The organism is Microcoleus sp. S36b_A4 (assembly GCF_036700645.1).
Lineage (GTDB): Bacteria > Cyanobacteriota > Cyanobacteriia > Cyanobacteriales > Microcoleaceae > Microcoleus.
Genome location: NZ_JAUBPI010000016.1, coordinates 62,073 through 87,485, shown reverse-complemented (window position 1 = coordinate 87,485; position 25,413 = coordinate 62,073). Strand labels below are relative to the sequence as shown.

The 25,413-nt window shown below is 43.5% G+C and carries 26 protein-coding genes; 11 read left to right on the top strand and 15 right to left on the bottom strand.

What is annotated here, in order from left to right; genetic code table 11:
- Window positions 1-76: 76 nt before the first annotated feature.
- The 4 genes from QUA03_RS07630 (at window position 77) to QUA03_RS07615 (ending at window position 1,981) form a co-directional block, all read left to right on the top strand.
- Entirely contained in the window at window positions 77-244 is a 168-nt protein-coding gene (locus tag QUA03_RS07630; RefSeq protein WP_333210980.1) for a hypothetical protein, read from the top strand.
- Window positions 244-1,098, top strand: a complete 855-nt coding sequence (locus QUA03_RS07625; protein ID WP_333210978.1) for a DUF1822 family protein — start codon at window positions 244-246, stop codon at window positions 1,096-1,098. Before QUA03_RS07630 ends, QUA03_RS07625 begins: the two co-directional genes overlap by 1 nt.
- A gap of 237 nt (window positions 1,099-1,335) precedes the next feature.
- On the top strand, window positions 1,336-1,545 hold the full coding sequence (locus tag QUA03_RS07620; RefSeq protein WP_333210977.1) for a DUF433 domain-containing protein: 210 nt from the start codon (window positions 1,336-1,338) through the stop codon (window positions 1,543-1,545).
- A 148-nt stretch (window positions 1,546-1,693) separates the two neighbouring features.
- Window positions 1,694-1,981 carry a DUF5615 family PIN-like protein gene (locus tag QUA03_RS07615; RefSeq protein ID WP_333210975.1) on the top strand — a complete coding sequence of 96 codons (288 nt, stop codon included), beginning with the start codon at window positions 1,694-1,696 and terminating at the stop codon, window positions 1,979-1,981.
- Between the two features lie 228 nt (window positions 1,982-2,209).
- On the opposite strand, the gene xseB is transcribed toward QUA03_RS07615, so the two are convergent.
- Window positions 2,210-2,437, bottom strand: coding sequence for an exodeoxyribonuclease VII small subunit (gene xseB, locus QUA03_RS07610; protein WP_333210974.1), 228 nt, complete (start codon window positions 2,435-2,437; stop codon window positions 2,210-2,212).
- Window positions 2,434-3,603 carry an exodeoxyribonuclease VII large subunit gene (gene xseA, locus QUA03_RS07605; RefSeq protein WP_333210972.1) on the bottom strand — a complete coding sequence of 390 codons (1,170 nt, stop codon included), beginning with the start codon at window positions 3,601-3,603 and terminating at the stop codon, window positions 2,434-2,436. The genes xseB and xseA overlap by 4 nt, the downstream gene beginning before the upstream one ends.
- 490 nt (window positions 3,604-4,093) lie before the next feature.
- On the opposite strand from xseA, the gene iscB reads away from it, so the two are divergent.
- Together iscB and QUA03_RS07595 are read left to right on the top strand one after the other, a co-directional pair.
- Window positions 4,094-5,377, top strand: coding sequence for an RNA-guided endonuclease IscB (iscB, locus tag QUA03_RS07600; RefSeq protein ID WP_333210970.1), 1,284 nt, complete (start codon window positions 4,094-4,096; stop codon window positions 5,375-5,377).
- An 87-nt stretch (window positions 5,378-5,464) separates the two neighbouring features.
- Window positions 5,465-6,184: a hypothetical protein gene (locus QUA03_RS07595; RefSeq protein WP_333210968.1), complete on the top strand. Its 720-nt coding sequence runs from the start codon at window positions 5,465-5,467 to the stop codon at window positions 6,182-6,184.
- Window positions 6,185-6,194: 10 nt separating this feature from the next.
- Here QUA03_RS07595 and gmk read toward each other — a convergent pair whose 3' ends face one another.
- The 4 genes from gmk to QUA03_RS07575 form a co-directional block, all read right to left on the bottom strand.
- The gene (gmk, locus tag QUA03_RS07590) at window positions 6,195-6,764 is read right to left on the bottom strand and encodes a guanylate kinase (protein ID WP_333210966.1); all 570 of its coding nucleotides are present in this window, start codon (window positions 6,762-6,764) and stop codon (window positions 6,195-6,197) included.
- Between the two features lie 78 nt (window positions 6,765-6,842).
- Complete coding sequence (gene remA, locus QUA03_RS07585) at window positions 6,843-7,109, bottom strand: extracellular matrix/biofilm regulator RemA (RefSeq protein WP_333210965.1); 267 nt, start codon at window positions 7,107-7,109, stop codon at window positions 6,843-6,845.
- 1,000 nt (window positions 7,110-8,109) lie between these two features.
- Complete coding sequence (locus tag QUA03_RS07580) at window positions 8,110-10,212, bottom strand: M3 family metallopeptidase (RefSeq protein WP_333210963.1); 2,103 nt, start codon at window positions 10,210-10,212, stop codon at window positions 8,110-8,112.
- 164 nt (window positions 10,213-10,376) lie between these two features.
- Window positions 10,377-11,213 (bottom strand): hypothetical protein, encoded by an 837-nt coding sequence (locus QUA03_RS07575; protein ID WP_333210961.1) that lies wholly within the window; start codon window positions 11,211-11,213, stop codon window positions 10,377-10,379.
- A gap of 144 nt (window positions 11,214-11,357) precedes the next feature.
- On the opposite strand from QUA03_RS07575, the gene QUA03_RS07570 reads away from it, so the two are divergent.
- The gene (locus QUA03_RS07570; RefSeq protein WP_333210959.1) at window positions 11,358-11,525 is read left to right on the top strand and encodes a hypothetical protein; all 168 of its coding nucleotides are present in this window, start codon (window positions 11,358-11,360) and stop codon (window positions 11,523-11,525) included.
- A 494-nt stretch (window positions 11,526-12,019) separates the two neighbouring features.
- Here QUA03_RS07570 and QUA03_RS07565 read toward each other — a convergent pair whose 3' ends face one another.
- Together QUA03_RS07565 and QUA03_RS07560 are read right to left on the bottom strand one after the other, a co-directional pair.
- Complete coding sequence (locus tag QUA03_RS07565; RefSeq protein WP_333210957.1) at window positions 12,020-12,262, bottom strand: hypothetical protein; 243 nt, start codon at window positions 12,260-12,262, stop codon at window positions 12,020-12,022.
- Between the two features lie 172 nt (window positions 12,263-12,434).
- A complete protein-coding gene (locus QUA03_RS07560) occupies window positions 12,435-12,911 on the bottom strand; it encodes a type II toxin-antitoxin system antitoxin SocA domain-containing protein (RefSeq protein ID WP_333164858.1) in 477 nt (158 codons plus the stop codon).
- An 81-nt stretch (window positions 12,912-12,992) separates the two neighbouring features.
- On the opposite strand from QUA03_RS07560, the gene QUA03_RS07555 reads away from it, so the two are divergent.
- On the top strand, window positions 12,993-13,244 hold the full coding sequence (locus tag QUA03_RS07555) for a hypothetical protein (RefSeq protein ID WP_333210955.1): 252 nt from the start codon (window positions 12,993-12,995) through the stop codon (window positions 13,242-13,244).
- A 158-nt stretch (window positions 13,245-13,402) separates the two neighbouring features.
- On the top strand, window positions 13,403-13,729 hold the full coding sequence (locus QUA03_RS07550) for a hypothetical protein (RefSeq protein WP_333208113.1): 327 nt from the start codon (window positions 13,403-13,405) through the stop codon (window positions 13,727-13,729).
- A gap of 5 nt (window positions 13,730-13,734) precedes the next feature.
- On the opposite strand, the gene QUA03_RS07545 is transcribed toward QUA03_RS07550, so the two are convergent.
- Complete coding sequence (locus tag QUA03_RS07545; protein WP_333210953.1) at window positions 13,735-15,147, bottom strand: NB-ARC domain-containing protein; 1,413 nt, start codon at window positions 15,145-15,147, stop codon at window positions 13,735-13,737.
- Window positions 15,148-15,369: 222 nt separating this feature from the next.
- On the opposite strand from QUA03_RS07545, the gene QUA03_RS07540 reads away from it, so the two are divergent.
- Both QUA03_RS07540 and QUA03_RS07535 read left to right on the top strand, forming a co-directional pair.
- Window positions 15,370-15,681, top strand: coding sequence for a hypothetical protein (locus tag QUA03_RS07540; protein ID WP_333210951.1), 312 nt, complete (start codon window positions 15,370-15,372; stop codon window positions 15,679-15,681).
- A 62-nt stretch (window positions 15,682-15,743) separates the two neighbouring features.
- On the top strand, window positions 15,744-18,902 hold the full coding sequence (locus QUA03_RS07535) for a helicase-related protein (protein WP_333210949.1): 3,159 nt from the start codon (window positions 15,744-15,746) through the stop codon (window positions 18,900-18,902).
- Between the two features lie 203 nt (window positions 18,903-19,105).
- On the opposite strand, the gene QUA03_RS07530 is transcribed toward QUA03_RS07535, so the two are convergent.
- From QUA03_RS07530 to QUA03_RS07505, 6 genes are all read right to left on the bottom strand, one after another.
- A complete protein-coding gene (locus tag QUA03_RS07530; RefSeq protein ID WP_333210948.1) occupies window positions 19,106-19,399 on the bottom strand; it encodes a TIGR03792 family protein in 294 nt (97 codons plus the stop codon).
- Window positions 19,400-19,425: 26 nt separating this feature from the next.
- Window positions 19,426-21,636 (bottom strand): PAS domain S-box protein, encoded by a 2,211-nt coding sequence (locus QUA03_RS07525; RefSeq protein WP_333210947.1) that lies wholly within the window; start codon window positions 21,634-21,636, stop codon window positions 19,426-19,428.
- A 424-nt stretch (window positions 21,637-22,060) separates the two neighbouring features.
- Complete coding sequence (locus QUA03_RS07520) at window positions 22,061-22,246, bottom strand: hypothetical protein (RefSeq protein WP_333210945.1); 186 nt, start codon at window positions 22,244-22,246, stop codon at window positions 22,061-22,063.
- Window positions 22,221-23,429, bottom strand: coding sequence for an AAA family ATPase (locus tag QUA03_RS07515; protein ID WP_333210944.1), 1,209 nt, complete (start codon window positions 23,427-23,429; stop codon window positions 22,221-22,223). Before QUA03_RS07515 ends, QUA03_RS07520 begins: the two co-directional genes overlap by 26 nt.
- Before the next feature lie 71 nt (window positions 23,430-23,500).
- On the bottom strand, window positions 23,501-24,046 hold the full coding sequence (locus QUA03_RS07510) for an RNA 2'-phosphotransferase (protein ID WP_333210942.1): 546 nt from the start codon (window positions 24,044-24,046) through the stop codon (window positions 23,501-23,503).
- A gap of 323 nt (window positions 24,047-24,369) precedes the next feature.
- Window positions 24,370-25,053, bottom strand: a complete 684-nt coding sequence (locus QUA03_RS07505) for a methyltransferase domain-containing protein (RefSeq protein ID WP_333210941.1) — start codon at window positions 25,051-25,053, stop codon at window positions 24,370-24,372.
- Between the last annotated feature and the right edge of the window lie 360 nt (window positions 25,054-25,413).

Sequence of the window (25,413 nt, the reverse complement as noted above, 5' to 3'; positions counted from 1 at the left end):
TTTAATAATTTTAGGAATCGCGTATTAGCTTGCTTTTCTGATTAGAGAAACTTATAACCATAAGTTCAGGAGAGCCGTGCGATTGCTGCTGAAAGGCCCTCCTGATAAATTATCGGTAATTGCCAGAGACTTAAATATTGACTATCAAACGCTCAACTCTCACTGGAAAAGAACAGGTTTTGAACTCGTCAAAGAGATTGGCAATAGAATTGCTAAAGAATGTGGATATCAACCGGAGGAATAATGGTGAATAGCATGGATACTTATTTGTTACAAATTCCTCTGGAGCAAACTGCCCGCAATTTAGCTCTGCAATTTGCTTCTGAGCAAGCTAATCCGCAAAAAGGCAAGCGGGTTTATTTCAACACCCTGGCGGTTTGGGCGGTTAACTATTTTTTGGAATGGATGGAAATGGAAACCGATATTGATGGCGGTGATAGTTGGAATCCAGCAATGCGGGCGGTTTTGGATGTCGGCGATTTGGTTTTGCCGGGGATTGGCAAGATAGAATGCTGTCCGGTTCAGCTTGGAGAATCGGCGATTTCTCTGCCGGAAGTGCGAGGAAACCGCATTGCATATATCGTCGTTCAGTTTGCCGAACCTTTCGATAAGGTGAAAGTTTTGGGCTTTATTCCGGCTGTGGAAATTCAGGAGGGAAATGAAGAAATTTATCTAACTAATCTCAAACCAGTTGAGGAATTGTGGGATTATTTGGATCGGATTGAGTTGGCAATTCCGCTGTTGCAAGGTGAAATTGAAGAGTTGCTATCTGATTTGGGAGAAGATGACCCCGTACAAGCACAAGTTCGGGAGAATTTGCAAAACAAATCTATTTCTGAAATTGTGGCAATTTTGAATAAAGTTTTGCACAGTAGTGAGAAATCTGACTGGGGATATGAAGGGGGGAAGGCTTTAGCGGGAAGTGGTTCTAGCAGTGGAGGTTTGGGAAATAGAGATATATCTTTCTCTCGTGATAAATCTTCACCTGTTGAGAAAGCTTCAGATATTGAGGAGGATGTGAAAGCGGAACTGAATCTGATTGCTGAAGATTTGTTGGAGAAGTTAGCGGAGATTTGGGGAGATGGTGATGACTTGTAGGGGTTCCCATCGACTGAAGAAACCGGGTTTTTGACCACATCTGCGGGTTGAAACGAAATATTTTCGTCCATCAAACCCGGTTTATGAATTCCCACCGACAGAAGAAACCGGGTTTTTGGCCACATCTGCGGGTTGAAACGAAATATTGTCGTCCATCAAACCCGGTTTATGGGCCCCCGCAACTCAATCGTAAAATTCATTAAAATGAATCAATGGAAAATATGTAATTGAAAAGACATGACTCAAAATAATTTACTGTCTCGCATCTCAATCGACTCGAATATCTGCTTTGGCAAACCCTGTATTCGCGGTCATCGCATCTGGGTTTCTCTGATTCTTGACTTTCTCGCTAGTGGAATGACTTTTGAAGAATTGCTTGAGGAATATCCGGGAATTGAACGAGAAGACGTTTTGGCTTGTATTGCTTATGGGGCTGAGTTGGCATGAGATTGTTATGTCGAAATTCCTGTGGGTGAAAAAAAGGTAGTTTTAAAGTGAAGTTAAAACTTGATGAAAATTTGGGCAGCATCCGCGTTGTTTCGCTGTTACGTTTAGCTGGCCACGATGTTGCGACTGTACGGGAAGGGAACAAAATTTGAGTTCAACAGCGGATGGATTGTTGATTGATATCTGTCGGAGGGAAGGTAGATGTTTGGTGACTTTGGATAGGGGGTTTGGCAATCGCCTCCGCTACAATCCTTCTGATTATTCTGGGGTTGTGTTACTGCGTCTGCCTTCTCAAGCGAAACCGCAAGATTTGCAAGCGGCAGTAGAAATATTAATTCGCGGATTGGAGGCGGCAGAAGTTACGGGTAAATTGTGGATTATCCGAGGGGAACAGCTTTTGGAGTATCAAGCAATATCGGAAGATGAATCTGACTAAAAGATTCAAATAAAAGAGTTATGCAAAGTAACCCGGTTTCTAGGCAAAGAATGTCGATGCTGATTCGGCGTTTGGTAAGGAGAAAGGGGGTAGCCAACCCAGATTTAGTATCATGAGTTTAACACTCCTAATAGCGAGGACTTTCGCTATTAGACAGGGAATTAATCCGCTGTCGGACTTTCGACAAAACGCGCTATTTCATCCACATTAATCCCCGTTAATCTGCGCTTAAAAATCGGGTTCCGCAGCCAAAAGCTCGATCGACAAATCCATCTGTTCCTTCCCCCGCGCCAAAAATCTTTCGCACTCCTGCCAACACTCCACAGCCATCCCAAACTGCTCGAAAACCTCCTCTAAAGGCAACTCTCCCGATTCCACCCGATCGATAATCGCTTCAATTCGATCGACCGTTTCCTCATAATTCCAGTCAGACTGGCGCAACTGCGAATCAATCATAACTTTTCTTCCGCATCCAATACTTCTACAATCTTAACTTTCAGCACGCCCCGACTCAACCTCACAGTCAATTCTTCTCCCAATTCCAAACCGTCAGTTGTGCGGACAATCGTACCGTCACTTTGGATTACCGCCGCATAACCCCTTTGCAAAACGGCAGCCGGATTCAGTGCGGATAACTTTTCTTGCAATACCTCCAGTTTACCAGTTGCTTGCCGCAAAGTTCGGGATGTCGCAGGCAAGCGTTTTAATCGATTTTGTAATAGTTGTAAATGCTCTTCTTCTGCCTGAAATCTGGCCCGTACAGCGTTTGCTAAATTGACCATTCGCTGCTTGTGTTCAAAGTAAATATCGGCTAAAATTGGTACAGCTTGAGCCGCCGCCGCTGTTGGAGTGTGGGCTCGTTTATCTGCTACTAAATCGGCAAGAGATTCGTCTCTTTCGTGCCCGATACCAGTGATAATTGGAATCGCACAATTCGCGATCGCCCTGACAACTCTCTCATCATTAAAACAAGCCAAATCTTCCGCAGAACCGCCGCCGCGCGCTAAAACGATCACATCAGCCCTACCGTCCAATTCTACGCGGGCGATCGCCCTAGCAATGGCAGCAGCCGCCAATTCTCCCTGCACTCCTGTCGGCGACAGCAACACCCGCAAACCCGGATATCTTTGGGCTAGAGTCCGCTGAATGTCTCCCCAAGCAGCGCCAGTATCGGATGTCACCACGGCCACGATTTGCGGGTGTGCGGGAATCGGGCGCTTTCTGGCGGGATCGAAGAAACCCTCAGCATCCAAGCGCGATCGCAATTGCTGCAACCGCAAAGCCTGCAATCCTGCCCCAGCCGGTAGCGATTGCACAACAGTCAACTGGTACTCGCCGCGATTTTTGTAAACCCGGATGCTTCCCAAAACCAGCAACTGTTCGCCTTTTTCCGGCATTTGCACCAATTTTTGCCGCTGAGAATTCCACACCACGCAGCGAATAGCAGCGCTTTTGTCGGTGTCGCACAGAGTGAAAAAGCAGCCGCTGGGGTGGTGCGAAACGTTCGACACCTCGCCTGTCAGCCAAACTGATTGCAGGTTGCGATCGCCCTCCAACAAGTCTTGCAGGTATGATGTTAGTCCGGCAACAGATAAAGCTGTATCGGGAAGAATTGAAGTCATCCAATTTTAGATTTTAGATTTTAGATTTTAGATTTAGGCTACTATCAATGCTTCGGACAGTGTGCGATTGCCAAGCGTAAAATAAGGGTTTCAGGGCGATTGCATAATCGACTTCCTAACGGAAAATCAAGGGTTTCCGACTAGGATCTCAAAATAGTCCGGACTATTGTAGTATATCTAAGGTAATTTATTTGTAGGCTGAGCCGGCGATCGTAATTTTAACTGCAAACAAACTAATGATATCAGATACAGTAAGCAACCCCGGTCTAAAGACACGGGGCTTCAGCAAATAAACTGAAGCCGTGCTTACCCGCCTAAGCCTTAACTGGCTACGTTATGGGGGTCAAAACACCGGAAAATGCGACGCTAGTTTTCCGCTCTGTTGTTTGCAATTAAACAATTCTAAGGTCACTGGAATAGTGTTGCAAGCGTAAAAAGCCCTTATAACATTGGCAAAGCGAACTTTACGAGAAATCGAAGGGACACAACAATGTCTATCCAACCAAATTACGTTTTCGTTCTAGATGCTAACCGCAAACCACTAACACCATGCAAACCATCTTTGGCACGCAAACTGTTAAAGGTTGGCAAATGTAAAGTTTTCAGGCTTTATCCTTTCACTATAATTTTGAAAAAAAAGGTAGCTCAAGACCCACAGCCTGTCACTTTAAAGATTGACCCCGGTTCAAAAGTTACTGGGTTTGGTCTACTTCTGAATTCCAATCTGATCTGGGTAGCCGAATTAACCCATCGCGGGCAAACGATCAAGGCATTGCTAGAGTCGCGTCGTTCTCTGCGGCGCAACCGCAGAAGTCGGCAGACAAGGTATCGCCAAGCGAGATTTTTGAACCGAACTAGATCCAAAGCCTGGTTAGCTCCCAGCCTCCAACACCGAGTAGATACGACTTTAACTTGGGTCAACAAACTATCAAAGCTTGCACCCGTTAAGACGATTTTTCAGGAATTGGTTAGGTTTGATTTACAAAAAATGGAAAACCCGGAGATTTCAGGGATTGAGTATCAACAAGGAGAGCTGCAAGGCTACGAAGTCCGCGAGTATCTTCTTGCTAAATGGAATAGGCGGTGCGCTTACTGTGGCATAGAGAATGTAGCGCTACAAGTTGAACACATTCATCCTAGAGCGTCGGGCGGAACTAATAGAATATCTAACCTGTGCTTAGCTTGCGAACCTTGCAACACAAAAAAAGGGACTAAAGACATCAAGATATTCTTGGCAAAAAAAACCGATGTTTTGAAAAAAATCGTGGCACAAGCTAAGCGTCCGTTGAAGGATGCCACTGCTGTTAACTCGACTCGATGGGCTTTATTTAATCGCTTAAAAGCGACAGGTAAAGAGATTATTGCAGGTTCTGGCGGGTTGACTAAATTCAATCGCATACGGCTGGGACTGCCAAAAACCCACTTCTTTGATGCTGCTTGCGTAGGCAATACACCTGAAATTTCCGTATCAACGAATCAGCCTTTAAATATCAAAGCGACGGGGCATGGTTCAAGGCAAATGTGCCGCACGGATAAATTGGGATTTCCTTCTAGGTACGTTCCTAGATTTAAGTTTGTTAAGGGTTTCCAGACAGGGGATATTGTAAAAGCCGTTGTTACTTCGGGCAAAAAGATGGGTACTTATACGGGCAGAGTGGCTGTCCGCTCATCTGGCAGTTTTAATGTGTCAACAGCCCAAGGATTAGTCGAAGGAATCAATCACAAATATTGTTTTTCTATTCATCAAAAGGATGGGTACAATTATGGATTTTAAGACTGTTGACGGGATACTAAAGTATCCCGTGTCCTTTTTCCTCCCAGGGCTAAAGCCACTGGGTTTCCAAGCTACCGCGAGGTTTTTATGACTTCGATGAATGTGCTGCGCCAAGAGGCTGCGGCGATCGGCATTACTGAGGAAGAAGCCAGAAAATATGGCGACCTCCGACATAAAAGAACTTGGTCTTTGGCGATCGAACATCATCTCTCAATGCAAGATTTTGCCGATCGCATAGAACAATCCTTCACAACTTCCGAACCCGATTCCTCCAGCGCACTCAACCACTCTCAGACTGAAGAGTCGAAAGACTATGGTATTCAGCTAACTGCGAACCTAGGCGAATTTAGAGTAACCAGGGAGAACCAAACAGCCTCTGTTGCTTCGCCACAACAGCAAGCAGTAGCAATCGGGCGATCGCACGGTAATTCCGACCACCGCAGCGACCAAAACCGAGGTTTTAAACAAGTAGTTCAAAATCATATTAAAGCATTAACAATTGCATCCGCCTCCCGCATAAATCTGCCCAATTCACAACTGGGCAATTGGGTTTGTCCTGAGTGTGGGCCCGAGGGCGAATTGGATTGTTACCTTTGCGCCGGAGAAGGCAATGTAGGGGACATTGCAGCTATTGGCTGGACGCTAGCTTATATGGAAATGTTGGGCTGTTCTGCTCGCGAAATTGAACCGTTGAGAAAAATTTCGCCTTCATTGAATATTCTGGAATTGAATTTAAAAGTTTGTGTTGCTATCAAACAAAGTAGCGAAGTTTTAGCCAGGACGGAGAAATGGGTAATTAGTCATTAGTCATTAGTCATTAGTTACCTGAAAGCTCAACCAAATTAAGTATTGATTCTAGCTTTTTCAAAGCAACTTCCAACTCGTCATTAACAACTTGGAAATCGAATTCCCCTGCCGCTTCAATTTCCTCTTTAGCCCGCAGCAACCGACGGGCGATCGCAGTTTCGGAATCTTGACCCCGACTCCGCAGCCGCCGTTCCAATTCTTCCCAAGAAGGAGGTAAAATAAAAATTCGCAGCGCCTCTGGAAAATTATTCCTAATTTGCCTAGCCCCTTCCAACTCAATTTCGAGGATTACCCATTTTCCCTCACCAATTCCTTGCTTGAGACCAAAATAAGGAGTACCGTAAAAATTACCGGCAAACTGGGCCCATTCCGCCAACTCTCCAGCCTCAACCATTTTTTCAAAGTGGCTGCGGCTGACAAAATAGTAGTGCTGTCCCTCAATTTCTCCCTCACGGGGCTCACGAGTTGTCACCGATACCGAAAGATACAATTCGGAATGGCGATTGAGGAGCGATCGTACTAAGGTGCCTTTCCCTACACCGCTAGGCCCCGTCAGAACAATTAATTTACCAGATTTCATTTTGAGAATAGAAACGTGTAACAATTTAAGTTTCCGCTTACTTTAGACTGTAAACGCTCAAATTGCAACTGACAAACCTCAATCATCCCGACCTGGACCGTCTTTGCTCACCACAAAACGATTAGCAACCGTTTCCGGCTGAATCGCCGAGAGGATGACGTGACTCGAATCTGTAATAATTACCGCTCTCGTGCGGCGGCCGTAAGTTGCGTCAACCAGTTGTCCCCGCTCCCGCGCATCAGTAATAATCCGCTTAATTGGCGCTGACTCTGGACTGACAATGGCAATCACTCGATTAGCAGACACAATGTTACCAAAACCGATATTAATTAATTGAATATCCATGAAATTCTTAATCTGTAGGTGAACGATTGACTATCAATCCTTACTTTTTATCATATATACAAATATTTTTTATTACAATCCTCAAATTAATCCCAACTAATTTTTTTAGTTTCTACCTAAAATTTTTACCGTTTTGACGCCGAGTACCCGGTTCTTTATCAAAAATTTAAAAAAAGCTCGCTGTTGCCACTCTATCTTAAAGATTCGGTAAAAGCGTCGATTTTTAGTTGCAAATAAAAGCATTAGCTGTATCGAGAAAAAAACCGTAAATGTTGCGAAATATAAATTTAATTTTCGGGAAAGGGAAACTTAAGTATAATCAGTGATCGATGACAGCAAATATTCGCCAATGCTGGTTTTATCAGCCTTCAACTTAAACTAAAAGCTGCTGGCGATCCTCTTCGAGGGCTTCGCTAACGCACTTTCTGCCCGATTTTTAACCAAAAGATTGGGGATGATGTGTCAAACTACAGATATTTCTTGGATCGTGTTATACCAATAAAAGTGGTTTTTAGTGAGGACTTTAGTCCTATTAATACAAATAAAAAAAGTGTGGCTAGAGTTATCAATTTTATAACTATTATGAAAATTTGCCTAGTCTCGCGCCGGAAATTGCAGTGCTTTTTTCCTACAGATGGTCGCAGGATTCTAGCTAGCAAAAATGGGGGAATTAGTATAAAAATCTGAATATTTTAGTTTTTACTACAAACATTTTGAATTCAGCACAAGTTAGGCAAAAAGTGGTTTTACGCATGATATCAATTCCGGTTGAATTGGAATGATTAAACCGCAGAGGACACAGAGAACACAGAGTCAGAGAGAGAACAGAGAGATGAATAATTCCGATGCTACCGGATTTGATATGAATTATAGCGGTAAGACTTCATGCACACCGCACCCTAAACATACAGGATATGTATGTATAAATCTTATTAAACAAAAAAAAGGGATTAATGCAGATAAATTCACCCGCATTAATCCCCAGTTATTCCACACTTAATTAAGCGGCAACTAAACCGCTGTGTCTCAACAAAGCTTGAGTGCTCGGTTCGCGTCCCCGGAAAGTTTTAAACACTTCCATCGGGTGCAAACTGCCGCCCAATCCTAACACTGTATCTCGGAAGCGCTTACCTGTAGACGCGATCGCACTTTCATCTTCCAAACCAGCTTCCTCAAACGCCGCAAAAGCATCCGCGCTGAGCACTTCCGCCCATTTATAACTGTAATACCCCGCCGCATACCCGCCCGCAAAAATGTGTCCGAAAGCGCACAAAAATGCGTCTTCTTCCAGAGGAGGCAAAACAGTCGTAGTTTTAGCGATACGGTTGCGGACATCGGCCACAGTTTCGCTGCCACCCGATCGATAGCGGTGGTGCAATTCGATGTCAACGCTGCTAAAATGTACTTGCCTGAGCATGACGGTGCCGCTCATGTAGTGGCGCGCTGCTAGCAGTTTTTGGTAGTAGTGTTCCGGCAAAGTTTCCCCGGTTTCGTAATTCTTTGCCATCCCGAACAAAGTAGCGCGATCGTAACACCAATTTTCCATAAATTGACTGGGCAATTCCACTGCATCCCACTCAACATTATTAATGCCCGAAGCCCCCGGATAGTCTACCGTTGTCAGCATATGCTGCAAACCGTGACCGAATTCGTGAAACAAAGTTTCGACTTCCAAGAAAGTCATTAAACTCGGTTTGCCGTCAACCGGAGGACTTTGGTTGCACACCAAATAAGCCACCGGCAACCGCGTGGTTGTCTTTCCGGCTTCCACAAATTTAGCGCGCACCACGCACTCGTCCATCCAAGCACCGCCGCGCTTTTCCTCGGGGCGACTGTAGGGGTCTAAATAGAAATTGGCGATCGTATTTCCTGCTTCATCATTTATTTGGAAATAGCGCACATCTTTGTGCCAGACAGGAGTTTGACCGTCCGCCGCAGTTACTGTCACACCGAACAGCCGCTTTACTAATCCAAATAACCCGTCTAATACCTGTGGCAAAGCAAAATAAGGCCGCAATTCTTCGGCACTAAAAGCAAACTTTTCTTCCCTGCGCCGTTCCGACCAAAAACCTACATCCCAGTGCTTCAAATCCCCAGCTTCCGCCGCGCCTTTTTCGGCAGCAAAAGCTTTCAATTCTTCTAAATCTTTGACAGCAGCATCATAACTAGCCTGACGCAATTCTTCTAACAAAGCTTCCACTGCTGCAACGTCGGGAGCCATTTTGCTCGCCAAGCTCAATTCGGCATAACTACTAAACCCTAGCAAAGCAGCTTTTTCCTGGCGCAAAGCTAAAATGCGATCGGTCAACGGCCAGTTATTCAATTCTCCGCTACTTGCTCTGCCGATAAAAGCTTTGTACAACTTTTCGCGCAAGTCACTGCGGGTGCTGTGCTGCATGAAAGGGCCGTAACTCGGAAAGTCTAAAGTAATCCGCCAAGGGCCGTTTTCGGCATCCGCATTTTCTTCGCCCGCGCTGCGAGCGGCTTGAGCTGCTAAACTCAACAAACTCGGTGGCAAACCGTCAATTTCGTCTTTGTTTGTGAGGGTGATGCTGAATGCTTTGGTAGCGTCGAGGACGTGATTGGAAAATTGGGTAGTAATTTCGGCCAATTCTAATTGAATGGCATTAAAACGATCTTTTTGCTCGCCTTCTAAACCGACGCCGGAGAGTTGGGCGTCTCGGAGAGCGGCTTCGACAATTCGCTTTTGAGCTGACTCTAAGCTGTCCCAATTTTCGCTAGCCCGCAGTGCTTTAAAAGCTTCATAAAGCGGTTTGCTTTGACTGAGCTTGCTCCAAAATTTTACTACTTCCGGCTGCACTGTTTCGTGAGCAGATCGCAATTCCGGGCTATTTTTCACACCCATCAAATGTCCGACAATGCTCCAGCTCCAATTTAAACGCTCTCCGAGTCGCTGCAATGGTTCTACTAAGCCGCTCCAAGTCGGTTCTACAGACGATTCTAAGTCAGCTAGCGAGGCTTCTAGTTCGGTCAGCAGTTGGGTAACAGCGGGGACTACGTGTTCTGGTTCGATCGCGTCAAATGGAGGCAATCCTTGACCGATTAGTAACGGGTTATCAGCAATAGTTACGGTTGCAGTCATTGATTTTTCTTGTAACAGGTTGAAAACAGGTGAACTAGACAGATTAGCTTTTAATCTTTTAACACAGTTGTCGAAAAAGTAGGACTCGATCGGGCGTGAGTCGCAGAATCTCAGAGTCAAAAAATCTTCCTTATGACTGATGACTAATGACTGCTGACTTATGACTACTGACGATTCTCTGGTGTGTGCTGCAACTCCTTGACAACTGAGATTAAGCGCTTGAGGTGAGGTTTGACAACTTCTTGCTGCTCGTGTTCCAAACGGTGGATTTGAGCTTGGACCAGAGACAAATCCGCAGTCGATTGGTGCGCGGGAGCTAGCAGTTGGCTTTGCAAATTGGCCATGACTTTCTGGATTTCCAAAAATCTAGTATTTACTACTTCCCAGTCGTCTCTGGTGATAGAAGTTTCTGTCAAGCCTTGCGTCGCGCTTTGCAGTTGCTCTATAGCCTCTTCCACAGCTTGGAGATTCGCCTGTTGGCCAATCGATAAATCTTGTAGTTGTGCGCTCACCTGCTGGCGGACATCGAGCACAGCAGAGGCCACGATTTCTTGCAAAGAAGCTACAGACTCTCCTAAACTCACCAACTGCCGCTGGATGTCCATTGACTCCTCAAAGCCCTCAGCCCTAGGCATGGCAGCCATTTGCTGGCGCAGCGCTGCAATATCTGCTGACAACTGCTTGCGTAATTTAACAATTACCGTCACCGCCGTTTTTTCGACTTTATTGACAGACTTTTGGACTTGGGCCATTTCCGAATTTTGATGCACCCGCACTTGCTGCTCGAATCGATACCGGTTAGCAACATTCAGCGACAAAGCCAAAGTTAGGGGAGCCACCCCGTAAAAAGCTTGACCCGACACTGCCACCGCCAGGGAACCCACACCAGAGGCCGCCAGAGAGGCGTACTCTGCCAGCTCCAGCCAGTGTCTTTGAGGAAAACTTTGCCTCAAGTGGTTTGCAACAGAGGGTTTTGGCTTCCGCACGGCTCTTTGGGTCATAGTATTTACTCGTTGTGGGTAAGGTTGCGAGATTGGGTGGAGCATCGATTTCTATCCTTTTTTCAGTTATATGTTTTAGATTATTTCTTGGCACTCTTCTATTTTTACCTTTGTGAGTAAGTTAAGGATGACTGCCATATTATTATGTATTTGGGAGCCTGTGGCGATCGCGCCCAATTCCGGCTGTTAAAAGGTTCGCCCCAACGCGCTCTCTATTTTACAGGAGTTAGCGCGATCGGGTTCGGGCGATCGACAATAGCTGCCCAGGCTAACCGAAAAATGCCCAAGACTATTTTAGATTTTAGATTTTAGATTAAAAGTTAAAAAATGCGACCTACTCAGGGCGATCGTCGTTTGGAGGTTGTCGGGAGTTGCATTTTTGTTCGCCCATTGGTATAATCTACTATTTCTGAATTGTCCCTCTCAAATTTACTGCAAAAATTGACCAATGAACTCAGAAAAACCCGGAATTGGCGATCGGCTAAAGTCTATTTTCAGTATCGGTATCTTTATCATTCTTGTACTAGGAGTAGGCTTTTTAAGCGTTAATTTTATTTCAGCTCTCTATGCAAAACTTTCTTAAAATTAGTCCTGGACGCATGGGGTTCAGAAACCAAGTTTTTTTACAAAAATACTTCGTCGCAGCCTCCTGATCAGGTAAAAAACCCGGTTTCTTTAGTCGGAGTGAGTCCCAGACTGTTTGAGATTCCCAACTTCTTCAAGAAGTCTCGCATCTTAAGTACGAGTTCACTTGTTTGGATTGCATTCTTCCTTCTTCCTTCTTCCTTCTTCCTTCAGCTATAATTTCAACTGTAAAGATTGTGGTCGGGGTCTAGCCAAACAATATAAAAAACATTTTCACTAAAAAATCCATGCACTCTGCCGTATTCATTAGCAGATATTTGAAACTGGTAGGGGATATTGATTAGGATATCTTCATTGGGAATCCCAAAGCCATTAGGTTCAGTAGTATTTTTCCAAACTATGCCATGACAGCGCAGGCTTTTACTTTGATTATTGATAATTTCTTGAGCGTTCAATTGTGACAAATCGCGCAGCCTTCTCAGTAAAGACGCTAGATACTTAGCATCTCTACCGCCTAGTGAAAACTTATCTTTATCATCCTGATAATACCTGAAAGAAAAACTAACTCCTTCCGGTATTTTTACATCAAGACGATTGATGCGAGATCAAGATTCCTGGCGGCGTATATCTGCTTTCTTAATTTTCTTCGATGACACGGCTTTTGTAAAATTCTCTCATTGATTCCTTGGTAATAATAGCATGAGAAGGTTCATCTTTTGGCAAATCACCTCTAGCATTAATCCAAGGGTCTTCGCGGCGCACCATCAATTCTAACTCATAGGCATCGCAAAAGAAATATTCGTCGGATAACTCGTCTAAAAACTCTTGTACTTCTTCGGGAAATTCGGGTTTTTCGACTTCTTTCAGAATTGGCTTCCAGTCAAATTGTTCTTTGTATTCATAAAATAAAGCCGGGATAGTCGGCCCGTGCACCCAAGCTTCAAAATCTTCATCAAAAAGCGGTGTATCTTCAAAGGCTAAATACCATGCTTGGGCATAGTACAATAGTTTTTGTAGCTTGTGGTTGCTGAGATAGGAGCCTACATCATTCGCGAACCAGATGTAGTAATCAGCGAGTTTTGAGGCTGTTGTGACTGTAGTTATTGTGGTCATATAACTCGACTCAATAAGTTTTGTATTCTATGATAGCACAGACTGTTAACAGTTAAATATTATAGGTTAGAATATGTTTGTTTGCAGTTAACTTTTTCTCAGGTAAGGTTAAAGTTGATTTTTGATGAAGGTAGGGAATTAGAGATTGTGCAGGCAATTGAGCGGGTGAGAGACGGAATTTTCTGGAAACATGGAAAAGCAATATCTCATTTACTCAAAAGGATTAATTTAGGTCATTTAGGGCCGGATGCGACCATTGAAGAATATAATGGAGTTATCAGTTTAATTGTCAGGGATGCTGATGCTAAAGTTTATGTGTATGTCTACGGATAAACGTTTTATCCGACAGTTACCAGCAGTGTAAATAACACAATATGGCGGGTAATGATGGGCTTGGATGGAGTTTTAGAAACGGCTTTTCCTCCAAAGGAACCGGAAAGCTACCTGGCTAATTCAATGTTTATTTATGTAGGTTTAGTTAAGGATTTGTTATGAATACTTTGGTAAAAAACTATTGTGTAATGGTTGAATTTCCTGATGTGAGTGGGGCTGAACATTTAGAAATGTTGCAACTTAGAGATGAGTTGGCAAAAGTTGAATCTCAACTGAGTGAGGAAGAGAAAGGTTTATTAGCAAATGCCGATCGACGGTTAGTTGAACAAGCAAGGGAGTTTTATGAGGAGTTGTCGAGATTTGTGGATTTAATGCAGAAGCGCAAATTTGAGGAGATTACACCTCAGCGTTGGTGGTGGTATTTGGATGTTTTGGCATTGTTGCCGAATTTGAGGAAACAAGAGTTGACAAGCGGTGTTGTTTGAAATGTTTATTCACTGTCGATGTTTGTTAAGTGCGATCGTCGAGTTTTGATATACTGCTTCAGTACAGGTGACAAAGTGTAAAGACTTGCTTCTTTTTCTATCAAGCAGCGCCGTGATAGAGATTGCAAGGCGTTTAGCAAATCTGATGATGATATTTGTCCGTTTTGTAGCAATTTGGCGACGTTGACTGGCTGGTTTTCTGTCGCCAACAATGACATGACTTGTTTTTCGAGTTCGGAAGTGCGATCGTACTGCTCGTGTAAAACATCTTTTAAATCTTCTGGTAACAATATGGTATCATCTATTAATAACTCGGTCGCGCCGATTCCCAACTCTTGAATCAAAGTCGCCACGCTTTTTAACCATAACGGATTGCCTTGGTAGCGGTGAATGAGTGCTTCGCAGTTATCGATTTCTGCTAATCCTTTATCTCTGAGAATTTCTCCGGCGGCTGCGGTGTCTAAGCCAGTGAGTTGTAAAGTACGAATGGGAGTATTTTCGCTGGTGAGTTGAGGAACTTCTTTCGGGGGTTCCCAACCGATTAGCAGAAAGCAACTTTGATGGGATAATTTTTCTATCTGTTTGAATAAAGAGCGATATTCTTCGTATTGTGGTTTATATTTTCCCGCCAATTCGCCGCTACAGAAAAGGTTGTGAATGTCATCTAAGACTATTAAACAGCGATGCTTTTGCAAATACTTAATCAGCGGTAAGCGTTTCTGGTTTGTTGGGGATGAATCTGGTTTTTCTGACTGGGAAAAAAGCTGTATTAGGTTAGATTGAAATTTATCGATGGTGGGGAATTCGTCTAGGGTGTACCAAACTGCGTACTCAAACTCGTGTTTGATTTGTTGTACGAGTTGTACTGCTAGGGATGTTTTGCCGATGCCGCTGATACCAGTGAGGGTGATGAGGCGGCAGTTTTGTTGTAGAATCCAGGTTGTGAGGGTTTGGAGTTCGAGGGTGCGATCGAAGAAATTACCCAACTCCGGCATTTCGCTTAAATCTTGATGTGAATTTTTAGTTGGTTTTGTGTTAGATGTTTCTTCATTATGTGAGTTTGATATATCTGGCGGGTGTCTACCTTCTCCATAAGAATTAACGCAACAACTTATTTGTACGCAGTCTTGTTGTAGTGCAAAATTTTTTGAAAAGAGGGAGAGTTGGAATCTCTCCACTGCCGATCTAAAATTTGATTTACTAACATCTTCTCCCAACTCTTCTGAAAGTATTTGCCATAGTTCTGAGCCTACTTTCCTCACACTACTTTCAGAACAGTCAAAGTTTTTGGCTATGTGCTTGTATGTCTCATGTTCTAGAGTTCCCCGGAGTACCGCTGCTTGTAAATCATCAAGGTGCTGACCCGTTTTCTCGAAGACTATGCGATCGGCGATTTTTAAAGCTTCTTTTAGGTTCATCGGGGCCGGGAGAGGTGACTTTTTTTTATTATAGCTCACATTTAAGAACAGTTTAATACATTTTTCCACATTTTTGTACAAAACTAGATTAAAGAGATTGAAAGGGGTGAAAAATAGCTCACAAAATTGAACCTTTTTGGGCTAGACAAATCTTTGATTTGTAAGGATGATGGGACAAGTATTAAATTAGTGAAAATTTATTATATTCAAAAAATATTAATCATGTCAAATTTAAAGCTTTTGGGCAAGAGACTTACAAATCTTTCCCTTTATCAGAAAGCGCAACAAATTGGCTTTGAGTATATCCTCAACCCCGACACTGGCGAACTACATCGTGTTGGTCTAGATAATTTTGGGGGTTCTCACAATCTCGCAGATGCAGACCTAAGCATTTTTATTGGTCTTAATAATATTGGGATTATACCAGTTGACGTTTTTCGTGATGGGAAAAGACTTCCCGTTTACGATATTGATACTGGCGAAATGATTGGAAGCTATGCCCTCAATAAATGTAGTTACTGCTTTCCAAAATAAGCTTACTTCTTTAAAAGGCATTGGGAACTTGTGCATAATCAAAAAATTCTGAGGACAGACGCATGACGTATAGGCTGTTTGAGATCCCATCTGAGAGCGGTAATCATGCAGATGTTGTCTGGGCAGATCCCAGTAGTAGCGATCGCAATGCCTATACCCATTTAGCCTATACAATCGAAACAACTGACAGCGAAAACAGCGTACTAGATCGGCGAGGTATCCGCTTCAAAAACTTACGCCACTGGAAAAAAATCAACGAAAAATTTCCTGACTTACGGTTACGTCTCAAGGAAAAGCATACATACTATGCAGGTGAAAGCGTCCTAGAAAAAAATGAGCTAAAGCATCAGCATCATATTCAAACTGTTCTAAGGTTGGGTGCATTAGAGCTACTCGCAAATATCTATTCGGGGCGGATTACCGCTAGTGACAAAGATCCTTTTCCTCATCAATTAGCATTACAACAGTATGTTAAAAATCATGAGTCTCGCATTAAGCGAATTCTGATCGCCGACGAAGTAGGTTTAGGTAAAACAATTGAAGTAGGCTTAATATTAAGAGACAAGCTGATTGCACAAAAAGAGGATTTGCGTTGTCTTTATCTAACTTCTGGTGGCTTAACCGAAGATGTTAGAGATAAACTACGTAGTGTGATTAAAGATTCTGTTGATGGAAGCATTATTAGTGTTGTAGATTCTTTTAGACAATATGGCGATAGCATTAGTCAAAAAGGTATTCGGATTGCTAGTATGCACGCTGCTAGACGATATCTCAATGATAAGAAAGAGCTACCTAAAGGAGTTAAACCAAATATCATCATCATTGATGAATGTCATCACTGTGCCAGCAATGCTAACCTCATCAATGGGGAGTCATATGTAGAATCGGCAATTGAGACAACACAAGCTTATAAAACTGCATATCAGATGATCGCAGGTAAGTTCTGGAAAGACTCAGAACCGCCAGAGCTAGTTATCTTGATGAGTGCTACACCTTTTCGATCTGCCAATCAATTTACAAATTTATTGCGATTACTGGTACACCAAACTGCTTTTGAAAATGCCTATGCTAACGATATTGGCAACAAAGAACTTCGAGCAGCAATATCAAAAGATGATTCACCCGTAGCAGTCATTTGGCGGCAACAGGATGAGATTCGTAATTGGTCTGACCAAAGATTATTTCCCAAATTAATGATAGTTCGTCCCCACCGCGAAGGTGAGCCAAGTCTCGAAAAAACTGATGAAGAGTATCTGTCAACGCTAGAAAAAATCAAAAGGACAGTACAGCGTATTTATCGAGATCATAGGGGTAGTTTTGGAGGGTTTGCTACTGCACATCTTGAAACACGTTTAACCAGTAGTTCCCTTGCAGGTGCTTGTTGGCTATTTCGTTGGTGTGTCCGCCATCATCCAAAATGGCAAAATGAGCACAAGTATAAGACAGATAACTTCGCTGATACTCAAGATTTAAGGAAATTAATTCGCGAGATTTCCAAACACCTAGCGAAATTTGATACTGAGAGGGATACAGTTACAGGATACGCCAAAAAGGTTATATTTCCTTCTGACAGTAATTTTTCATTTGACTCTGCCCACTTGAAGGATGGCAATATACCTGCTATTCGTGACTTTCAAAAAAAACTACTGGAGAACGCAAAACAAAAAAATGATCGAGATGATGACGATGATACAGATTTAGAAGCAACGATAGAGGAAATATTAGAACTGACAAAATTAGCCTTAGACTTGTTGGCATCAGGTAGAAGTGTTGAAAATGCGAAGCTAAACTGGCTAAGAGCTATGCTAGACGCACATCCCGATTCTCGTTTTCTCGTTTTTACTGAGGTATTACAAACTACTGCCATTATTACCGCAACTTTTCCTAAACAAAGTCGGGCTCTTACTGGGGAGATGAGTGCTGATGATCGAAAGAATGTAGTTAAGGATTTTTACGATCGCAACAAAAATTACCGCATCCTTGTCGCAACTTCTGCGGCGGACGAAGGATTAGATTTTCAAGTAGCCAATAAAGTTGTGCATTGGGATCTCAGTCCCGATCCTGCTGTTTTAATGCAACGTAATGGCAGGGTTGCTCGATTAGGTCAAATTTCTGATGTCACTGCCTATTATCTCATTTTAGAAGGTACATTAGCCGAAAAAAGAGATACAGCCTTACTAAAGCGTCTCGAAACAGCAGGAGTTACAGATCCGCGTATGCAATTGAAAATTTTGGGACAGCTTGATAATAAGCAAGAGGGCAAAATTGCAAGTGCTATTGAAGATGACAGTGGTGATGGACAAACTGTAGACAAAATTCTACAAGTAGCAAAGGAAAGCAGTGATCTCATGGAGACAGAGCTTCGTAAGTTAAATGAACAGCTAAAACCCATTGAGGTTCTCGATCGCGATAAGCTACTTAAACGCCTCAAAAATTGGCATAATTTGGAAGTTACTCAATACGATACTTACAAGCATAAATTAGTTTTTGAATCCAAAGAATGGCAACGTCCTGTTTTTGGAGAAGAGAAAACAGAGATGGAGTCAGCAGTTTCTGAAGTTCTCGTAATCAAGCAGAAAAACAAAAAAGATAGAAAATTTAACTTTGACCCAGAATTTGCTCTTTTTAGCCAAGAAAAAACTCCCGATCGATTAGCAGGGTTGTTGCCTTGGAACCAGAAAAAAAGTGAGGGAGATACAAAACAACAACATCAACCTTTTTTTGACATTGATCCAATTGGAGCCTTAACCCAGTCTCTTGCTAGACAAAGACAAGCGGATTTTATGGCGGTTTCTGCACAAAAGTTGTGCGAACATTTTCCAGATATTAAAGGCTGCTCTTACTTGCTGTTTGCAACCCATCCATTACGAGAATTGGAGAAAAACAAATCATCAGACTCAGCTAAATACTTGACATACTACATTTTTACAACTGATTTTAGTCAGCCAGTCAATCCCGATGGTGCTTCTGCTATTGAAGTACATGACATGATTACTTTCTTGGAGGCGCAAATTGTTCAAGGTGTAGTCTCTCTATCACCCGAAGAAATCGAGCTGGCAAAATTAGCAGGGCGGGATATCTCTCAATGGGTTCAAGATTCTTTCAGCATGGGTGGTGATGATTTCTTAGATGAAGAGTCAAGTTATTTCGTGCCGATTCCTGTTGCTTTGGTAGCTATTGTTGAGCCGATAGCAGAAGTTAAAGAAAATAACATCGCATAACATCGCCCTTTCTTGTTTCTGATGACCGATCGCCTAAAATGAAAGAGCGATCGCCCCTAACACCAAATACCAAACACTCCGATGATTCTACGGATTGCGATCGCCCTTCACACCAAATACCAAATCGATGTCTGCGGTAAAATTAAGGTAAAACGCATGATTAATCTTTCAAAAATTACCACGAGCAACTGACTGCTGACTAACTAATGCAAAAACTTGCGAACTTGATATTCGCGACTTTCGGCGATCGCAATGTGCAAATCCCCCATTTGGGCATCCAACTCATCTATTGTACTTTGTGGCACAGACTTCCACTTCTCCCTACTTTCCCAGCGAATCAACATCACCACCTCATTTTCCACCGGATCTACCCAAATTTCTTTGCCTAAAAAACCGTCCCAATTTTTTAGTCCCTCAGTCCAAACTTCCTGATCTCGCTGAATAAACTGCTCCCACTTTTCTTGAGGTACTTTAAATTTGAGCCACTCAATTACCATCTTATTTCCTATTTGTAAATAGCTAATTAATCGTTGCCGATCGCAATTTTAATGATCAACTCAGTTCCCTCACCCGGACGCGAAACACAGTGCAATTTACCACCGTGCTTTTCTACTACTAAATGCTGGGATATTGCTAGACCCAAACCTGTGCTCGTGTCTGGACATTTAGTGGTAAACAAAGGGTCAAAGATGCAGTCGAGGACTTCTTCAGTCATGCCAGGGCCATTGTCACTAATGGCGATCGCAACTTCGTTTTCCCCTACCAGGGAAGTCCGAATCCGAATTTCGGGATTGAATATTTCAGAGTTGGACCGGGCTGAAGACAAGTAAGACTGATTTTGAACTTTACCATACTTTTCGGAATTTCTCCCCCCTTCTTCCAAAGCGTCGATCGCATTTGTCAACAAGTGCATGAACACTTGGTTTAAGTGTCCCGGATAGCAGCGAACTGGCGGCAAATCCCCGTATTCTTTAACTAGAGAAATTCCCGGTCGTCCCCCTTTAGCTTGCAGGCGATTTTGCAAGATCAGCAAAGTGCTGTCCAAACCTTCGTGGATATCAGCAGGCTTCATTTGGGCTTCGTCGGTACGCGAGAACAAGCGGAGCGATCGCACGACATCGCGAATCCTTTCCGAACCGACTTTCATGGAATTTAGCAGTTTTGGCAAGTCTTTTTTGATGAAGTCTAAGTCTAATTCTTCTATCAAATCTTGAATTTCCCGCACGGGATGGGGATAATACTTTTGGTAAAGGTCGATCGTTCGCAGCAGTTCTTGAATGTAGCCAGTGGCGTGGCTGACATTGCCAGAAATAAAACTAACTGGATTGTTGATTTCGTGCGCTATTCCTGCTACTAACTGCCCCAGAGATGACATTTTTTCTGTTTGAATCAGTTGAGTTTGAGTTTGCTGCAAAATTAACAGCGTCTGCTCTAATTTAGACGCTTGTTGTCGCAGGCGTTCTTCTGATTCTTGCAAAGCTAAAAGAGACTGTTTGCTTTCTGTAATATCCAATCCCACAAATACCGCCGCCGTATTGTTATGGTATTTTTGAGCTACTATTAGATAAGTTTTATTTTCTCCTCTGATGCTCGCTGTTACTTCTTGAGATGTCTTCTTTTTATGGTTGGCAAAGAAATCGTATACTAAATCGTTAAATGTGGGACTTGTATCTAAAAAACCTACTTTTTGACCGATAAATAGTTCGGACGGCATTTTATAAGCGCTAGCTAAATGTCGGTTTACTCCCAAGTAGCGCAAATCGGAACTTACCCAAGAAACTAATCCGGGCACGGCGTCTAAAACGGCTTGAAGTTGCTCTTTTGCCTGTACGAGCGCTGATTCTGCTGCGAGGCGAGCAGAAATGTCGCGGGCGATCGCGCAGCGGTATTCGCAGCCGCCGTATTCTAAATAATTGACTTTAACTTCGACGGAAAAACTGGCGCCGTCTTTGGTTTTGTAGCTGGTTTCAAAAGTCAGGTTGGTTTGCTGCTTTAGTTGAGCCCAGTGTTCTCGCCAATCCGATGCGGGCAAATGCGAATCGATGTCGCTAACTCTCATGTTTAGCAGTTCCGATTCCGAGTAGCCGAAAAGATGGCAAGCGGCTTTGTTCGCGTAGCAAATTTGACCGTCGGAGGTACTAAAAAAGATTGTATCAGCAGCATTTTCGAGGGCAATTTGAGTTAGTTGTGGTATTGTTTCTAACTGCTTTCTTTTAACCTCGGACTGAAATTTATTATAGCAATTGGTTTGAGCGGGAGCCTCACCTATCTTAGATGCAAACAAAATCAAACCGCCGATCGCACCTTCGTTATTTTTCCAAGGCTGAAATACCCATCTTACCGACTTGCTGACAGAGCCGCTTGCGGTTTTTCCTGATACAGATGCGATCGATCGCCCTGCCACAAACTCGCTATATTCCAAAACTCCTGTCAAACAAGCCTGGGCATTTTGCTCCCAATATTCCGGGAGATTCGGGAACAGTTCCCAATGAGAGCGGCCGAGCGCCTCGCCGTCGCCCCACCCGCAATCTGTTTCCCAGCGACGGGAAACCGACAGATAGCGCATTTCACAATCTACCATTGCCACGGCTTCGGCGGAGCGCTCCACAAACCGCCGAAATCGCTCTTTACTCTCCGACACTGCTGCCTCTGCGGGTTGTTGGGCGATAGGGACATTCCCGTCAACGTACCTTCCCAGTCCCTGACTTTTTTGCTGAACTGGCTTAGTTTGCACGGTTTGGGATTTCCTCCATAGCTGTCAAGTTTGAAAAACTCTGTTTTACACCAAAAATGCTGTTTTCCCCTGATTTGCTCTCTCGGACAATACCCTTAGAGGGTATCACCCATCATTGATATCATTTTTGATGGGGATATGTCTATAGGCATTGCTATCAGCTTAAGGCTAAAGGTAGTGCCCGCCTGCTCTGTGACGATGAGGCATAGATCACGTCGGCGCCCCCGGAATCGTTGGAGGAGACTGGAGTGATCTCTTGCCTGCCCCGACTATTCCGGGGCGCAACATGGCAGCGACACTAGGCCAAAAACGAGAGATACAAAGGGTTTTAGACGATTGGTGACACCAATGGGTCTATAGGTACTCAAGAAATTTTCCCCCACACTTTGAGAGTCAGAAGATTTCCTAGTGATTGTTGGGTATTTTAGACAAGTTCCCAAAAGAATGCAACTGTAGGCCCGTGAGCCAAACCATGAGCTTCCTCAGTCATTCCCAATTCTTTAATTGAAAATCCCACATCGAACATGGTATGAGATCCTGTAGCCAGTGCGATCGCCAAATAGCTTGAGAATGCAAGAGAGCGCTCAAACAAATTTGTGCGTAAATTCACTGGTAAAATCCACTCTCCCTTTCCGTAACATTGCAGGGTCTAATCTTTCCGTCGTGTTACAAGTCATCAAAACTACGAGTTTTTGCTGAAATTGAATGCCGTTTTCGTCGATAACGCTTTGATACAACGTTCCATCCAGCAAACTCAAAATGTGTTCAGTTTTGTTAGTGCGTTGGGCTTCAGCAGTCGATCGATCTTGAGCCAAATTATCAGCCTCATTGATAATAATACAAATCCGCTCTAAATAACTCGGCGGCACAAAATTTTCCACAGCATCGTGGTCTAAGATAAAAATCACATAACCCAGCGGCACTAAAATTTCCTTTGCTACCGCTTGCGTCCAAGCAGTTTTGCCCGTGCCCGGTTCGCCACTAACCAAAACAGCCAACTGATTTTGATCCAAAATTGCCTGCTGAACTGTATCGGTAAAACTTTGAACCTCTGCAGAAAACGTGCGAATTGAGAACTGGCTGTGAACCTGTCCGACGCGGCTTTTGTACCCGCCCAGAATCACCGCTAAATTGTAAGTTGCCTTGCTAACGAGAGGCGCAATATCTTGGCAAATTAGAGTGTAGCAGCGTCTTCCCCTGTCGTAGCTGTCAATTTGTAGCCAGCAGCCGAATCGAACCCAAGAAGCATAAACAGTACCCAAAACTTCCAAGCGTTCCCAGCTAACAAACCGCTCTGGGGGATAAGAAAAATGTCGCTCCATAAAAGACTGGGTAATTGCATCCGGTTTCCCTAGCAAATCCAGAACTTTGAAAACAGTAATCTCTTGGAGTTTGTTGAGAACGTAGTCGATGGGAATGCTAGCGCGGCTGACTAATTGCACCACAGGCGTTTCGGTAACTAAAACGTCTTTGTAGCGGTAATCCGGGTAAACTGGCTGCGGAGTAATGTAATCCCAAAATTCATCAATTTCGTAGCGAGTATTTTCCGAGAATACATTTAACATATTTGCCCACCAAGTATATTGGTGTCGTCCCATTGCGTCGGCAAGGTCGCTAGCTACCCCTAAAGTTTTTTGAGCTAGTTCTAAGGGATCGCTAGACGCTAAATGTACCAGGTGTTCCCAATCAAATTGACGGTAAAAAGGTCGCCAACCAGAGCCTAGCAGACCTCTATTTTGAGAATTGTTTTGATAAAAATTGTTTTCGCGATCGCCCATATCTTCTGCACTCATTTGGCAAAACTCCTACTTACTCTTATTTTACTGCTTTTGTGGTACACATTCTACAAAAAAAGTGAAAATTATCAACTTATTTTGAGATAAGCTGGCGGCACAAAATCTACCAACCAAACTTTGTTTTCCGAGCAGTAAAATGTATGACCATCGCGTTGCATGGCTGCGGCATCTACAGTAAAGACTGCCGGGATGCCATGTCTTGCACCTACTTGGCGCGCCGTCTGGATATTCACGGACAAATGAACGTGATGCCGCGACATTTTCCTAATTCCTTGACTGAGAATAGACTCGACGGCAGTGCTACCTGTTCCGTGATATAAAATATCCGGGGGAACAGCGGGTTCTAACTGTAAGTCAACCTCTACGCTGTGTCCTTGATTAGCACGAATTAGAGTGCCTGTGGAGTCAAATGAAAAGCGCTGCTTGTCGTTTTCCGCTACTACTTTTTTGAGTTCTGCAAGCTGAACAGGAAATTTATTTTTTTGGCAGGCATCGAGGAGTTCGCTAACAGGAAGCCAGCCACCTGTATTGAGTTCAACGCCGATGCGCCCTGGCGCGTGGCGCAGATGTCTGCTCAGGTATTTGCTAATTTTGACTAAGCGAGAATCGCTCATGATTTTACTTTATTTATTTACTTTTAAATCACATTTTACCAAATGTCACTAGCGGGTTATATTGTGCGGTGGGGGCGGGTTTATTGAATCTGTTGGCACTGCCAGGGAGCGCTTGAGTGAACCCGCCTCTACAGGTTTGTTGAAACTTATTCATATCGCAAAACATGAATGGTTTTACGCACGAATTAGAGGGGTAAAGTGGCCATTAAGAACCTACAAAATTAGGTTCTGCGTCCGGTAATGAAAAAGTTTTCATTGTGCGATTTTTCACTAGATTTGTCTTTTGATAATTATCAAAAACTCTGCATTCTGCCGAATGCTTTTTACCTTGGGATAACTCCGCCAAAAACAGCAAAATTTAGATAGCGCCAGTGACATCCTACGTCGGCAAAACCAGCTTCTGCAAGCCACTTTGTCTGCTCTTCAACAGAGGAGGGAATATCTTCTTCTCGATATTTTTGAAACCAGGCTGCATCGTCTTCTCCGTTAGCTTTCATGTACTGCCGCCACAACTGTTCGTATTGCTCAGTCAGCCGGGGAGTAGCACCTGTCACAATATCTCGAATTAGCAAGATTGCCCCTGGATTCATGGAGTGAAAAAGTTTGTGAAATAGCTGTTGTTTACCTGGGCTGTCGAGGTGGTGGATTGCCAAGCCTGAAACTACCAAATCGTAACCGCTGCCGAAATCATCTTCGGCAAAGTTTCCTTGCTGCAAGGTCAGCCGTTCTCGGAAAGCGGACAAGTTTGTTTGGCAAGTTTTCAGCATATTTTGGGCCATATCAAAGGCTAGGACTTTTGCTTGAGGAAATGTTTGCAGAATCATAGCCGACAGTATGCCAGTTCCCGCACCTAAATCCAGAACTTTTATGTTACCATTAGTTTCAGAAGGGATTAACTGCAATATTACATCGTGTTGCTCGCCATAGCGCGGAATGATGCGGGGAATTAAGCCGTCATAATCAAAGGCTCTTTGTTCAAATTGCTCGCGTACAGCGTCTAAATTCACAGACGATTTTCCTCAAATTGTTAATAGTTGAGTGCGTCAAGGCAGTTAGCCGATTCTCTTCTCTGAAGGCATATTACATTTTATAATACAAAAAATATACAGGCTTGTCAAGATGTTGAAGAAAATAATTTAAAAGAAGTTAGGGACGATCGCCAGATAGGGACTTTGTGCGCCCAAACCCGCCCCTGATTTGGGAACTGTCTAGCCATCCACATATATCTCATTCAGTGCAGATGAGGCAGAATGCCACAGAGGCGAAAGCCTGCCGAAGACGAGACTTTGTGCCAGATACTAGGAGTAATTGTGAGCAAAAAGTTGACGGTTATGATACCCGTTTCAAACAAGAATGCAACTGTCGGT